Genomic DNA, 14,831 nt, shown 5'->3' on the forward strand with positions numbered 1-14,831 from the left:
ACTTGAGATGCACATGCGGCTCAAGCAGTTCAGCTGCTAGCTGACTGTGGACAAGCGACTCTGTAATTTGTCTGTAACTTGGTTCTAGGACTATGCCTGACAGCAACTGCTATGAAATTCTTTGCCTGGAGTATCAAGACACCGCCTTATACGGAGAAGCCATTCAAATCATCCAAGAGCGGAATCTCTGCTGGTTGCGACCCCTAGCATTGCTGCAGCAGACGCAGCAGGAGCGGGCATTACCAATTCTGTATGACTTGCGCCAAGGGTCAGATTTACTCTGCCCTCACACCCTGATTCGAACAGCGCTAGATACAGAAGTACTGCCAATCCTGGCTCAATTAGAGAATCTCAAGGCCAGCTGCGCAACCCCAGTTCCTGAACCGGTAGCGCACCAGCAATTGCAAGCTTTTATTCGTAAAATTTGCCAAGCTCAACCTGACGCCTTTCGGCCAATGCACCCATCAAGCTAAGCCCAAGTTCAATCTGTGGGGTAGTGGTTCTTGTTTAGCGGTTAGAGATTTAGAGATTAAGGGCTAGGCACCAGACGAATCCGGCCCGCATCCATTTCTGACATTAACAGTTCCAGGGCTTCATAATCGGCGTCAGAAATATAGCCCAAACGGCTCAGCTCATAGTTGATCTCGTTTTCGATATCGGGTGTCAACTGTTTGATATACAAAGCTTTGGCAACAAGTTGACGAATCACATGGGTTGTTTTCATGGTCCATCTACTTCAAATAGTGGTGAGGGCGATTTCAGGTTAAATCTTCGGCTAGACCCTGTCTAACTCCCATGATCACTATCATTGGCTAGCGTGATATCTATCACAGGGTGCTATTTCACGAATCTAATCCCTTACTCCAGCTTGAGCGAGCAGAATTCCGGATTTTGCAGAAGATTTGCAGAAGATTTTAATCTGAGGCTTTGGCTTGAAGGGTTAAGGTGATGACCTCCTCAAACGCTCGAGCAACTCCTTTGAGTTAAGGGCGATTCTACCGTTGCTAGTCCTACGAATGACGACTTTAAGACTTTTTTAAACTAGCGGTGAAGTATATAGAGTTGTACTGATACCCGACATAGAAATGTCACGGGCATCAGCTAACTTTCGAGCAGCTGAGATAAAGCCCAGATGAAGATTTTGTATTGTCCTATACTTAGGGCTGTATTTTTTTACTCAAAACTTTAAAGAGGAAATTTTGAAAGATGAAGATTCTGCAAATCTGGTTGAATCTAGTACTCTATCTATAGACGTTCCATAGGCGTCAAAGCTATTGTCTGTACATTCCAGAAAAATGGTTTCCCAGGATTCGCAGTCAGTATTACCGCTCCGAAGACAGGATCAAACGATGCAGGAAAGCTCTTTCGCTCACTCCGGAACAACTGTTATTCAACCCCATGGCCAGATTAATTCAGCGAATGCAGCCACGCTTCAGCAGCAGCTAGCTGAAGCCATCTCTTCTCATGAGCATTCCGCTCTCCTGGTTGACATGAGCAAGGTTGAATCCCTCGACAGTGCAGGTTTGATGGCGTTGGTTTCTACTTTGACCCTGGCACAGCGTTTGAACAAACAATTCAGTTTGTTCGGTATTTCCGCTTCCGTGCGAATCATTTTTGAACTGACTCAGCTTGATCGAGTATTTGACATCCTGGATGATCAACATGGGCAACCAGTCCGGGAAATTGCCGTTGCCTAAGTTCGGTGCGTTCTCGGTCCGGCTTACTCAGCTTGACTACCACAAGCTCGGACATTCGGTAAGATGAGACTTGAACAAGTCCGTATCGCTGAGTTCCGAGATTGGCTGTGGCAAGTGTAGAACAGTTATTAACGCCAGAAATCGCGCGTCCTGCTCGTTACCTAGGCAACGAACTGGGTGCTGTGCATAAACCTTGGGAAGGGTCTCAGATCCGTTGGGTTTTGACCTATCCAGAGGTTTATGAGGTCGGCGCATCCAATCTAGGGCACATCATTCTCTATAGTATTTTGAACGCGCAGCCGCGCCAGTTGTGTGACCGAGCCTATTTGCCGGCACCGGATCTAGCAGCCAAATTAAGGGCAACTGCCACTCCTCTATTTGCAGTTGAATCCAGACGGCCATTGAGCGAATTCGACATTTTAGGCTTTAGTCTCAGCTACGAGCTAGGGGCAACTAACGTGCTGGAAATGCTTGACTTGGCGGAAATTCCCTTAACCTGGCGCGAGCGCAGAACAGCAGATGTGTGGGATGTCACCAAAGGCAGCTACCCGCTGATCTTTGCCGGCGGGCAAACCGCTACGTCCAACCCCGAACCCTATGCCGACTTTTTCGACTTTATCGCGCTTGGAGACGGAGAAGAACTGCTGCCAGAAATTGGCTTGGTGTTGGAAGAAGGCAAGGCCGCAGGCTTGAGCCGAGAGGAGATACTGCTTGATTTGGCCCAGGTCCCTGGCGTCTATGTGCCCCAGTTTTACGATATGGCAGATGATGGATCGGTTCAGTCGAATCGGTCCGATGTGCCTGAGCGAGTGCTGCGGCGAGTTGCCACACCAATTCCGGCCTACTCGATTGGCTTAGTCCCCTATGTAGAAACAGTACATGACCGTCTGACGATCGAAATTCGGCGGGGCTGTACGCGAGGCTGCCGCTTTTGCCAACCTGGAATGCTAACCCGTCCAGCCAGGGATGTGGAGCCTGAGCAAGTAATCGAGGCGATCGAGCAAGGCATGCGGGCTACTGGTTATAACGAATTCTCGCTGCTTTCCCTCAGTTGCTCAGATTACCTAGCGTTGCCTGCCGTTGGCGTCGAGGTCAAAAACCGCCTCAAGGGAGAAAATATTTCGCTGTCGCTGCCCAGCCAGCGGGTGGACCGATTTGATGAAAACATAGCCCATATTGTGGGTGGTACCCGCCAGTCGAGCCTGACCTTTGCCCCTGAAGCCGGAACCCAGCGCCTGCGCGACATTATCAACAAAGGCTTGACCAACGAAGAGTTGCTGCGCGGCGTCAAAACTGCCTATGAGCAGGGATGGGACCGGGTCAAGCTCTACTTCATGATTGGCTTACCAGGTGAAACCGATGCAGATGTCTTGGGCATTGCCGAAACTTTGCGCTGGCTACAACGGGAATGTAGCGCCAAAGGCCGAAAGCGATTGGGCTTTACCGTTACCATTTCGAACTTCACACCCAAACCTCACACACCGTTCCAGTGGCATTCGGTTTCGACCGCTGAGTTCGAACGCAAGCAGGAGCTATTGCGCCAGGAGTTGCGCACTGTTCCTGGCACCAAGGCCAACTTTACTGACGTGCGCATCTCGGCAATGGAAGACTTTGTGGGCCGGGGCGATCGTCGCTTGGCTGCCGTCGTTCGGCGAGCGTGGGAACTAGGTGCCGGAATGGATGCCTGGTGGGAGAGTCTGGATCGGGCCTTTGCCGCCTGGGCCCAGGCCATTACGGAAGCAGGACTCACCTGGAAGTATCGCCAAATTGAAACCGGCGAGTGGAATCTGTTTCAAGCCCAACCACTGCCAGATGAACACCGAGCAGATCGACCGTTTCCTCAAAACCCAGCCCAGCAGCCAGCGACAGATCTCGAATCGGCTCCTAGTTGCGATACGCCTTTACCGTGGGACCACATTGATACCGGCATCGATAAACAATGGCTCAAAGCTGACCTTCAGCGGGCACTAGAGGCGGCTACCGTACCAGACTGCTCGTTTGATGGCTGTTCTCACTGCGGCGTCTGTGGAGCCGATTTCGGCCACAATATTGTGGTGCCACCACCACCGATTCCGACCTTCACCGGTCATTTTGTCCCAAATCAAAACCGTGCCCAACGATTGCGCCTTTGGTTTGGCAAGCAAGCTGACATGGCCCTGATCAGCCATCTAGACCTGATGCGTCTATTGGACCGTGCCGTTCGACGAGCCGCTATTCCAGTCGCATTTACCGGCGGGTTTCATCCGGGTCCACGTATCGTTCCAGCCAGTGCGCTGCCCTTGGGGACAACCAGCTCCGGTGAAATCGTTGATTTTGACTTGACCGAGCCGATGGAACCAGAAGCATTCAAGCAGAAGTTGGCTGCTCAACTGCCTGAGTCCATTCCCCTCTATCGAGTCGAGTCGATTGCAGTCAATTCTGCCTCAGCAACTCAGTTGTTGGAACAGGCTGAATATGTGTTGGCAATACAGTGCCTGGGCAGCTCAGAAACTAGGTCAGAGACAGAACCAGCTCCGGCCACCTGGCAATCCTGGATCGACCAAATTTTAGCCAGCTCCCAAATTTTAGTGGAGCACACCACGAAATCGGGCAAGGTGCAGCAAATCAACCTACGAGAGCGATTATCTGAATTAGAGCTTCTCGCGCCGGAGCAGATGCCCCAGGCGATGAAAGATTCAGCCATACTGCCTTGGGTGGGTGTGCGCTATGTGGGTAGCTGTCGCAACGATGGAGCTTTACTACGACCAGAGCATGTCATTCAGATGCTGGAGTTTGTAGCGCAGCAGGAGTTTCAGTTGAGGCAGATTCACCGGCAGCACCTGTTTTTAGCTACATTGCACGAGTGACCGCAACTTGGCCTTTCCTCCTAACTTTACTCCTAGGCGCTGAGTGGCTTTTCACCAATTGATGCCACACTCGCTAGAATTTTAAGTAGAGCAACAAATAGCTCGACCAGGTTATTGTTCAGATCCAGTTCAGATTTAACAGTGCATTTGCAAAGCATGTGTTTAGCACAAGCCTCTTGTTTGCTGTGGGCACAGCCTCTTGCTCGCGGTAGGCAAGGTAACTGCACTCTCTATCTGTTGCTAAATGGGTTGAACAATTCAGAAGGTCAAAAGGCGGCTTAGAAGGCGGTAGTTTGCTTCTGCCCTTATCTTGTAGAATCCCACCCTACCAGATTGGCTTATGGAGTTTTTATAAACTTTTGCCCACCGTTTTAGCAAAATGTTTGTTGTACTTGTGGCGTAAAACTTTGTCCGCGCTATAATCTTTGCAAGAGAAGCCGTTGCAGACTCATTTCTCTTTCCGGTTGCTAGTGGTTCAACCGGTGCCAGATACAGGGCGAAGTCTGCTTCTGCAAAGTTTTTGTCTTACTTCCAGTTCCTGGGTGCCTGTCTTCCTAGAAAGGTATCGGGCGAAGGGTTCTATTGTTTGATTGTTGTTCAATCATTGAGTGCTTTAGAGATCCATACCAGCTTTCCTAATGCTTGCTGGGCGCTTTCCGCTATCTTAGTCCGCTATCTAGGGGTGACCCCTCTGAGATCAATCGAAGTAGGATGTCTCGGAAAAATAGACTGTGCCATGTCAGAACTCGGCTATGAAACTGCCTGTACCAGCGTCGATGGCACAGATAGAGTTAGTGCCTTCAATGCTGAAAATTTTTGAGGAAATTGAATGCCAAAGCAAATTATTATCGCTGAGCAGCACCGGATTGCTGCCGTTTTTTCGGAAGATCAAATTCAAGAGTTGATCGTTGCTAAGGGAACCCATCAGGTTGGAGATATCTATCTAGGCGTTGTCGAAAATGTCTTACCAGGTATTGACGCCGCGTTTGTAAATATTGGTGACAGCGAACGTAACGGGTTTATTCACGTCACTGATTTAGGGCCACTGCGGCTGAGAAAATCTGCCGGTTCCATCACAGAACTACTTGCTCCGCAACAAAAAGTGCTTGTGCAGGTTATGAAGGAACCGACTGGCAACAAGGGGCCGCGTTTGACTGGGAACATCAGCCTGCCAGGGCGCTATCTAGTGCTGATGCCCTTTGGTCGCGGCGTCAACCTGTCCCGTCGGATCCGCAATGATACTGAGCGCAATCGTCTCAGGGCACTCGCCATTTTGATCAAACCGGCTGGAATGGGACTACTGGTCCGTACCGAAGCGGAAGGCATGGCCGAAGAAGCCATCCTAGAAGACCTGGAAACCCTGCAGAAACAATGGGAAAGTATTCAGCAAGAGGCGATGACGCTGCGTCCGCCTAGCCTGTTGAATCGCGACGATGATTTCATCCAAAAGGTTTTGCGCGATGTCTACAGCGCTGACGTTAACCGGATTGTGGTAGATTCTCATACGGGCTTGAAGCGCGTCAAGCAACACTTGGTCAACTGGAGCGGCGGCAAAAGTCCTCAAGGGGTGTTAATCGACCATCACCGTGACCGGGTGCCAATTTTGGAGTACTTCCGCGTTAACGCTGCAATTCGGGAAGCACTCAAGCCGAGGGTTGACTTACCCTCTGGTGGCTATATCATTATTGAGCGCACGGAAGCCCTGACCGTAATTGATGTCAACTCTGGCTCCTTTACGCGCTCCGCAACAGCCCGTGAAACGGTACTGTGGACCAACTGTGAGGCCGCGGCAGAAATTGCCCGTCAGCTTCGTTTACGCAACATTGCAGGCGTGATCATCGTGGACTTCATCGACATGGATTCTCGACGTGACCAACTGCAAGTCCTAGAGCAGTTCAACAAAGCGCTGCGGGTTGACAAGGCGAGACCTCAAATCGCTCAGCTTTCCGAATTGGGCTTGGTTGAATTAACGCGCAAACGCCAGGGCCAAAATATTTATGAGCTGTTTGGGCAAACCTGCCCGACCTGCAGTGGGTTAGGGCATTTAGTGCATTTACCGGGTGAAATTGAGCAGGCGGTGCCTGAACCGGTAGAAGTGCTGCGGGTAGCCCCCGTTGCAGAACCGCGCATTGCTCTGCGAGAAACTTGGGACCGAAATACTGATGAGTTCGATAATGACGGTACTTCTGACTTGCAGGAGTTGGATTTAACCAATCATCCCAACTATCAGGAACGCAGCCGAGGTGGCGATCGGCGACGGCGACGCACTCGTTTGAAGAATGAACCGCCAGTTAAAGGCGGACTGCCGCGGGTTGGAGTTGAGTTAGAAACTGAAGAAGAGGTTGGTCCGGCTGAGGAGACCCCAGCCTACCGAGTCAGTCCGATTCGTCCGGCTAAGGAAGCTCGCAGTGAGAAACCTGAACGGAATCGGGGAAGGCGGGAAAAACCGCCTGCCGAACCACCGCAAGTGATTTCGGTGGAAATGACACCGGAAGAGCAAGATGTCTACGCTCTAATGGGTATCTCTCCACTGGTATTAGCTTCAGAGCCTGTCAAGGATCCAAAATCAACCATCATTGCGATTACGGCCCCCGGTGAGTCTCCTCGATCTGACTATCAGTTGGCTGCTGCCCAAACTGGACGAGCCGCTGAATCTGCTCTGGCCAATGATGCCGCAGGTGATGATGCTGCAGGTGATTTCGACTACGATGGAGACCCGGATGACCTAGAGGCGGAAATGGCAGTCAATGACGAATTGGATACCGCTGATATCGCCGAGACTGCGAACGGCTCTGGGTTTACGGCACCCACGCTAGCGAATTCCGCACCCGGCGGCTTTAATCCTGCCGAAGTTGGAATCGACCCCAGCAGACGGCGGCGGCGGCGGCGGTCTTCAACCTCAGGTGGGTGATTCAATCTGTATTCTGAGACTTCTGAGACAAGGCAGTGATAGGACAATGACAATGGGGAATCTGCCACGATGCAGCAGTTGAGTTTGTCGTTGAGTGATTCGTCTGATTTATTCGGGCATCCGTATTTTAAAAGCGAATTAGTTGCGGGTGTGGATGAAGTAGGACGAGGCGCGCTATTCGGTCCGGTGGTAGCTGCGGCGGTGATTTTGCCCAGAACGGCTTTGGCTCCACTCCAGCAGGCTGGTGTTACAGACAGTAAACAGCTCTCGCCCCTTCAACGTCAAACTCTCGCTGCTCAGATTCAAGCCCTTGCCCTCGACTGTAAAATTGGGCTGGCATCAGTATGGGAAATCGATCGCATTAATATCCTGCAAGCTTCGTTACTAGCAATGCGACGCGCCGTTCGTCGCCTTCAGCCCCAGCCGCAGTTTTGTTTGATTGATGGGAACCAACGGATACCTAACTTAGAGATGGCGCAACAGACTATTGTTCAGGGCGATCGGCAGTCGCTTGTAATTGCGTCAGCTAGCATTATTGCCAAGGTTTGGCGCGACCAACTAGTCGTTCGTTTAGCAGCCCGCTATCCTGGTTATGATTTGGCCACAAACAAAGGGTACGGTACCCCTAAACATCGGCAAGCCCTTCAGCAGTTAGGAGTTTCCCGTCAACATCGCCGTTCCTTCAGCCCCTGCCGTTCGGATAGTTGAGGCTGCTCAATGCCTACAATCGAGTGTCTGTAGCTTGTAGAGGCCAAGCAGATTCTCAAAAACCCTGATAGCGCTTTGCTCAACAACCCGCGAAGGCGGGTTTTGCCTTATATGGGCAAGGTTGCTAACCGCCAGCATCGTTCGCAACTAAAGAGCCGATCCGTTGGGCGACAGTAAAGCCGATTGATCGAGTCCAATTCCTAGCGTTTGAGGCGATGCCTCGCTTTGGGCAGCTACCCAAAGACAGTAATCTGACAAAAGTTGGTGAACCAACCGCTGTTTGATGGTTAACAAAACACTGCGCAACAATCCATTGCCCGTTGTTTCTACTAGAGGCCGAGGTGTCAGCGATAGAGGAGGAGGTAGATCAACCTCTACCTGAAGGTCAGCCCGCCCTTTCAGATAGGTTTTGGCTGCTTGCTGCACAGGAGATAATTGCCCCATTAGGCCCAAGTGGAAGCGCCGATTGATATACTCAATCCCGCGAATTTCGCAGCCAATTGAGCGTAGATAGATAGTTCCATCCGATTCTGCCCAAATTCGTAGATCAACCGTGGGCTGCAGGCTCAATGTCATAAAATGGAGCGGTCGCATTTTGAAGCGAAAGCAGTCATTGCCCAATAGCTCCACTTGAGTTGGGTCAATCAAGGCATGAATTAGACGCTGCGGCTGACGCAGGTAATGTTGAATCGGAATCGGCTGTTCAGGAACGGCGATCTCGACCGATTGCACAGCGGAGAAGCGAACATTCATATCAGTTTCATTAAGGAGCTTTGAGTAGCTGCTGTCAAAGTGTTTAAATAAATTTTACAATTTCTCCCAGAAAACAACCTTGACTTTAGAGAGTATAGTTCTCTGAGTGCTCACTTTCTGAGTAAAGTTCACTGATTGTTGCATTCTTTTACACTGCATTACTCCTTTAGACTACTTAAAGCTATACCTGCGAAAAACTGGCTGCCAGTAGTTGCAGTCTTAAGCCCCGCTATTCTCTACTGTTTTGAAAGTTGCAGAACCAACTCTATGGCTACATCAATTGCCCACCTTGGCCCATCAGGAACTTATGCTGAAAGTGCAGCTCTGGCTTGCGCCCAGCTCTTTAGCGCTAAAACTGGCGAAGAGTATATTCTTTGCCCCTACCCCAGTATTATCCAAACCATTTACGCAGTCGCAAACCAACAGACTCGTCTAGGTGTTGTTCCGGTTGAAAATTCGATTGAAGGCGGCGTGGGAGCTACCCTGGATACGCTATGGCAGCTCGATACGCTTCAAATCCAGCAGGCTTTAGTTTTACCGATTTCCCATGCTTTGCTCTCCTGCGCTAGCAGCCTAGGTACAATTCAAACGGTCTATTCTCATCCACAAGCGCTAGCTCAATGTCAGGGATGGTTGACTAAGTATTTACCGACGGCCCAACTGATTCCAACCAATTCCACTACCGAAGCGCTGCAATTTTTGAATCAAAGTTCTACGATTGCCGCCATTGCCCCTCAACGAGCTGCCCAGCTCTATAATCTGCCAGTTCTGGCCTATCCGATCAACGACCATCCAGATAATTGCACCCGCTTTTGGGTATTAAGTCTGGACAGTTCCTCAGTTGGTAGTCATACCTCATTAGCTTTTAGCATTCCAGCCAACGTGCCGGGGGCGCTTGTCAAAACGCTACAGGTATTTGCCAAACGCGACCTCAACCTCAGTCGGATTGAATCTCGCCCAACCAAACGATCGCTGGGCGATTATCTCTTTTTTGTAGACATTGAAGCCAGCCTGCAATCCGATGCGGTGCAATCAGCTTTGCTAGAACTACAGCATGAGACCGAAAGCCTGAAGGTGTTTGGCAGCTATACAATTCAAACCGTTGACCTATCGTTGCTGTTTGCGTCCCAACAGCAAGGCTGAAGCTAGAAAATCATAAGTCGCATTAAAGAAGACTATGTAAAAGCATCCTTCAGCGCAGCACGAGCAGCTAGATGATTGCGAGTTGTAGTCAGAATCTCAGCTTCCCTTTCTAACCGAGTCGCAGTACTCTGCATTTCTAAGAGGGATTGTTGTTCTCGGGCCACACCTTTAAGGTTGCCGGCAACCCAATAGGAAAGCTCAATCGGAGAATTGGGAATGTCATCGGGCAGTTCAATTTCTTGGCCTGTAAGCTTAACTGATAGCTGAACCACATCGCGCAGCAGTTGATCTACATCTGTCATCAAACCATGCAGATCGCGCTCGGTTGGCTCGTCCTCAATCCACTCAACGAGTCCAATATAGTAAGGCTTTTCTCGAACGTAATCCAACACGCGAAAACGCTGCTGACCAATAGTTTTGATATACATTCGATCATCGGGCGTGCGCTCGTGATAAATCACCTCGGCACAGCATCCTACGGTCGCTACTTTGCCATCCATCGGATCCACCATCAATACTCCAAACCGACGATCGCTCTGGAGAATAGTGTTCATCATGATCCGATAGCGAAACTCAAAGATATGCAGAGGTAAGGGGATACTGGGGAACAAAACAACCTCAGGCAAGGGGAAGAGAGGCAATTCACGAACAGCAACTGATGAAGAGAAGGCCATTACACTTCAAAGCCCCGTAGGGTGGACTCAACGTAGAATTAAAACAACTTAACAGTAAGTCGCAGCTCCAGAAAACTACTGAACTACTGAACTACTGAGATGGGTAAAAATCGAAATAAGTAACAAAAAATAATAGAGTAGTTACAATCTGCAACCACTCTAATTAGTTTATCGCATTGTTAAAAGGGTGTGCTTTGGAGGAAAAGGCGAGTTCTACAGCTTCACCTCAATGTCAACGCCGGCGGGTAGATCGAGTTTCATCAGGGCGTCAATCGTCTTGGAGGACGGTTGATAAATATCAATAATGCGGCGATGGGTGCGTGTTTCGAAGTGTTCGCGAGAATCTTTATCGACGTGAGGCGAGCGCAATACACAATAGATCCGCCGTTTTGTAGGGAGGGGGATCGGACCAATCGCGGTGGCATTCGTGCGGTTTGCCGTCTCGACAATTTTTTCGCAAGAGGTGTCGAGGAGGCGACGGTCAAAGGCTTTGAGGCGAATGCGAATTTTTTGTTGCTGGATAGTTGCCATCAGAAGTTTCTCAGTTACTAAGTTTTCTAGGTTCAGTTCGTTCACACTGGAGCAAAGGAATTCAGCAGCCAAGTTTGTTACCCCCAGCTGCTGAATCCTAGGCCATCAAAACCGAGCAGGCTGTTACTTGATGATCTTAGAGACCACACCCGCACCAATGGTCCGGCCACCCTCACGGATCGCAAAGCGCATCCCTTGCTCAATTGCAATCGGGCTGATCAGCTCAACCGTTGCCTTGATACGGTCACCAGGCATAACCATTTCAGCATCGCTGCCGTCATCAGCCGTAAAGGCCTTGATGGTGCCGGTCACATCAGTGGTTCGGACATAGAACTGAGGCTTGTAGCCGGCAAAGAAGGGAGTCTTCCGGCCACCTTCCTTTTCGGTCAGGACATAGACCTCACCCTCAAATTGAGTATGAGGAGTAATCGAGCCGGGTTTAGCCAGGACCATGCCGCGTTCAATATCTTCTTTCTTGAAGCCCCGCAGCAGTAGACCAGCGTTATCGCCCGCCATACCTTCTTCCAGACTCTTCTTGAACATCTCGATCCCGGTCACGGTTGTCGTGCGGGTTTCGCGAATACCGACCACTTCAACGGTTTCGTTGAGCTTGATCTTGCCGCGCTCAATTCGTCCCGTCGCCACAGTACCCCGACCGGTGATGCTGAAGACATCCTCAACAGCCATCAAGAACGGCTTGTCCACATCGCGCTCAGGAGTAGGAATGAAGGAGTCAACGGCATCCATGAGTTCATAGATTCTGTCGACCCACTCATTGTCACCCCGCTGGGTTTTGGGATTCTTCTGCATTGCTTCCAATGCCATCAACCCAGAACCGCGAATAATGGGAATATCATCACCAGGGAAGTCATAGCTGCTGAGCAGTTCACGCAGCTCTAATTCCACCAGTTCCAACAGCTCTTCATCATCTACCTGATCGATCTTGTTCAGGAAGACCACAATGCTGGGTACGCCGACCTGCTTCGCCAACAGGATGTGCTCTCTGGTTTGAGGCATCGCACCGTCGGTAGCCGCTACCACTAGGATGGCACCATCCATCTGAGCCGCTCCCGTGATCATGTTCTTCACATAGTCAGCGTGACCAGGACAGTCCACATGGGCATAGTGGCGATTTTCAGTCTCGTACTCCACATGGGCTGTGTTGATGGTGATACCACGAGCTTTCTCTTCCGGAGCAGCGTCAATCTGATCGTAGCTCTTGGCCTGAGCTTGACCCAGAGCCGCCAACGTCATCGTGATCGCAGCCGTCAAAGTGGTTTTACCGTGGTCAACGTGACCAACCGTACCAATATTAACGTGGGGTTTAGTCCGTTCAAATTTTGCGCGTGCCATGTATCTATCCGTTCCTCTTTACTGACTATGCGTTCCCTTTGTTCTTTGCAATGATTGCTTCAGCCACGTTCCGGGGAACTTCCTCGTAGTGACTGAACTCCATCGTGAATATGCCCCGACCTTGGGTTTTAGACCGAATATCAGTAGCATATCCAAACATCTCCGCTAGGGGGACTTTCGCCGTTACCTTTGCTACCCCTTGCTCCGTGTCCTGACCTTCAATTTGACCTCGACGAGAGTTGAGATCACCGATAACGTTGCCGATGAAGTCTTCAGGAACCTCTACTTCAACCTTCATCATAGGCTCAAGCAGAACTGGTGACGCCTTCATAACGGCTTCCTTAATTGCCATTGAGCCGGCAATCTTGAACGCCATTTCTGAGGAGTCAACATCGTGGTAGGAACCATCCACCATCGTGACCTTCAAGTCAATTACCGGATAGCCGGCCAAGATACCAGTCTCGCAAGCTTCTTTCATCCCTTGTTCTGCTGGTGGAATATATTCCCTCGGAACCACACCACCGACAATTTTAGAGACAAACTCGAAGCCAGTACCTGGCTCACCCGGTTCCAACTCAATCACAACGTGACCATACTGCCCCTTACCACCACTCTGGCGGACAAACTTACCTTCGGCTCGCACAGGCTTACGAACTGTTTCGCGGTAAGCTACCTGAGGTGCACCGACATTTGCTTCTACCTTGTACTCCCGCTTCATCCGATCCACCAGGATATCTAGGTGCAGCTCACCCATACCGGCAATCACAGTCTGATTGGTTTCTGGGTCAACGCTAACTCGGAAGGTTGGGTCTTCCTCAGACAGAGCCTGTAGCGCTTTGGAGAGTTTCTCCATGTCCTGCTTTGTCTTCGGTTCAACGGCAACCGAAATCACAGGCTCAGGAATAAACAGGGACTCCAGAATAATTGGCTTAGTTTCGTCGCAGAGGGTATCCCCAGTGAAGGTATCCTTCAAGCCTAGGGCTGCACCCAAGTCACCTGCCCGCAGCTCGTCAACCTCTTGACGCTCATCGGCTTTCAAGACAATCAAGCGAGAGATCCGCTCTTTCTTGCCTTTGGTGGCGTTGTAGATGTAGCTACCTTTGGTGAGTACACCAGAGTAGACCCGAATAAACGTCAGACGACCATAGGGGTCAGCCATAATCTTGAACGCCAGAGCTGAGAACGGCTCATCATCGCTTGCCGTCCGCACAGCCGTGCTGCCATCGGGGAGGGTACCTTGAATTGCTGGAACCTCCGGCGGAGAAGGCAAATAATCCACCACCGCGTCGAGCAAAAGCTGGACGCCCTTGTTCTTGAAGGCAGAACCGCACAACACCGGTACAATCGTGCCCTCGATCGTCCCTTTACGCAACGCAGCCCGAATTTCTTCTTCCGTGAGATCTTCGCCGCCAAGGTACTTCTCAATTAAGTCATCATCAACTTCGGCTACCGATTCCACCAGTTTGACCCGATACTCTTCCGCAACATCCTTGATGTCATCAGGAATGTCTACGACCTGAATGTCGGTACCAATATCGTTGGTGTAGGCATAAGCCTTCATGCGCACTAAGTCAACAATGCCTTTGAAGTCTTCTTCGGCACCGATAGGAATCTGAATTGGAACGGCGTTGGCCCGCAGCCGGTCGCGCAGTTGCCCATAGACCTTAAAGAAGTTCGCACCCATGCGGTCCATCTTGTTGATGAACGCGATGCGAGGCACACGATAGCGATCCGCTTGCCGCCAAACGGTCTCAGACTGGGGCTGAACACCACCGACCGAGCAAAAGACCGCAATCACACCGTCCAGCACACGCATGGAACGCTCCACCTCAATCGTGAAGTCTACGTGACCAGGGGTATCAATAATATTAATGCGATGCTCCAGAGCGCCTGATTGAGGCTGAGTTGGGTTCTCTGGGTCACGCCTTGTCCAAGCCGTACTGATCGCAGCAGCAGTAATCGTAATACCCCGCTCCCGCTCCTGTTCCATCCAGTCTGTTACAGCGGTCCCCTCGTGAACCTCACCGATCTTATGAACAACGCCAGAGTAGTACAAAATCCGCTCTGTTGTTGTTGTTTTACCCGCATCAATATGTGCGGCAATTCCAATATTACGTACCCGTTCAAGCGGGATATTACGTGCCACAGCTACCTCCTTAAAGCTTTCGCTGCAGTTGCTTGCTTACTGCTTCTGTTAAGATTTTATACTTTTCTG

The 14,831-nt window shown here is 50.6% G+C and carries 12 protein-coding genes; 6 read left to right on the forward strand and 6 right to left on the reverse strand.

The genetic code is table 11. From position 1 onward, the window contains the following. Nucleotides 1-92: 92 nt before the first annotated feature. The gene (locus tag HJG54_RS05350) at nt 93-473 is read left to right on the forward strand and encodes a hypothetical protein (protein ID WP_316433786.1); all 381 of its coding nucleotides are present in this window, start codon (nt 93-95) and stop codon (nt 471-473) included. Nucleotides 474-529: 56 nt separating this feature from the next. On the opposite strand, the gene HJG54_RS05355 is transcribed toward HJG54_RS05350, so the two are convergent. Next, the gene (locus HJG54_RS05355; RefSeq protein ID WP_036002502.1) at nt 530-724 is read right to left on the reverse strand and encodes a hypothetical protein; all 195 of its coding nucleotides are present in this window, start codon (nt 722-724) and stop codon (nt 530-532) included. Nucleotides 725-1,349: 625 nt separating this feature from the next. Here HJG54_RS05355 and HJG54_RS05360 point away from each other — a divergent pair. From HJG54_RS05360 to HJG54_RS05375, 4 genes are all read left to right on the forward strand, one after another. Further along, nucleotides 1,350-1,697: an STAS domain-containing protein gene (locus HJG54_RS05360; protein ID WP_316433787.1), complete on the forward strand. Its 348-nt coding sequence runs from the start codon at nt 1,350-1,352 to the stop codon at nt 1,695-1,697. Between the two features lie 101 nt (nt 1,698-1,798). After that, a complete protein-coding gene (locus HJG54_RS05365; RefSeq protein WP_420717332.1) occupies nt 1,799-4,543 on the forward strand; it encodes a TIGR03960 family B12-binding radical SAM protein in 2,745 nt (914 codons plus the stop codon). Between the two features lie 829 nt (nt 4,544-5,372). Continuing rightward, nucleotides 5,373-7,454, forward strand: a complete 2,082-nt coding sequence (locus HJG54_RS05370; RefSeq protein ID WP_316433789.1) for an Rne/Rng family ribonuclease — start codon at nt 5,373-5,375, stop codon at nt 7,452-7,454. 69 nt (nt 7,455-7,523) lie between these two features. After that, the gene (locus HJG54_RS05375; protein WP_316433790.1) at nt 7,524-8,162 is read left to right on the forward strand and encodes a ribonuclease HII; all 639 of its coding nucleotides are present in this window, start codon (nt 7,524-7,526) and stop codon (nt 8,160-8,162) included. Between the two features lie 147 nt (nt 8,163-8,309). On the opposite strand, the gene HJG54_RS05380 is transcribed toward HJG54_RS05375, so the two are convergent. Continuing rightward, nucleotides 8,310-8,915: a DUF1997 domain-containing protein gene (locus HJG54_RS05380; RefSeq protein WP_316433791.1), complete on the reverse strand. Its 606-nt coding sequence runs from the start codon at nt 8,913-8,915 to the stop codon at nt 8,310-8,312. Nucleotides 8,916-9,182: 267 nt separating this feature from the next. Between HJG54_RS05380 and pheA the strand changes: the two genes are divergently transcribed. After that, nucleotides 9,183-10,058: a prephenate dehydratase gene (pheA, locus tag HJG54_RS05385; RefSeq protein WP_036002515.1), complete on the forward strand. Its 876-nt coding sequence runs from the start codon at nt 9,183-9,185 to the stop codon at nt 10,056-10,058. 32 nt (nt 10,059-10,090) lie between these two features. On the opposite strand, the gene HJG54_RS05390 is transcribed toward pheA, so the two are convergent. The 4 genes from HJG54_RS05390 to fusA all read right to left on the reverse strand — a co-directional run bounded on the left by HJG54_RS05390 (nt 10,091) and on the right by fusA (nt 14,762). After that, complete coding sequence (locus tag HJG54_RS05390) at nt 10,091-10,732, reverse strand: LON peptidase substrate-binding domain-containing protein (RefSeq protein ID WP_316433793.1); 642 nt, start codon at nt 10,730-10,732, stop codon at nt 10,091-10,093. A 213-nt stretch (nt 10,733-10,945) separates the two neighbouring features. Further along, entirely contained in the window at nt 10,946-11,254 is a 309-nt protein-coding gene (gene rpsJ / locus HJG54_RS05395) for a 30S ribosomal protein S10 (protein WP_316435610.1), read from the reverse strand. 132 nt (nt 11,255-11,386) lie between these two features. Next, on the reverse strand, nt 11,387-12,616 hold the full coding sequence (tuf, locus tag HJG54_RS05400) for an elongation factor Tu (protein WP_036002532.1): 1,230 nt from the start codon (nt 12,614-12,616) through the stop codon (nt 11,387-11,389). 25 nt (nt 12,617-12,641) lie between these two features. Then, nucleotides 12,642-14,762: an elongation factor G gene (gene fusA / locus HJG54_RS05405; protein ID WP_036002533.1), complete on the reverse strand. Its 2,121-nt coding sequence runs from the start codon at nt 14,760-14,762 to the stop codon at nt 12,642-12,644. Nucleotides 14,763-14,831 lie beyond the last annotated feature (69 nt).

It is taken from the genome of Leptolyngbya sp. NK1-12 (assembly GCF_032598965.1).
GTDB lineage: Bacteria > Cyanobacteriota > Cyanobacteriia > Elainellales > Elainellaceae > Elainella.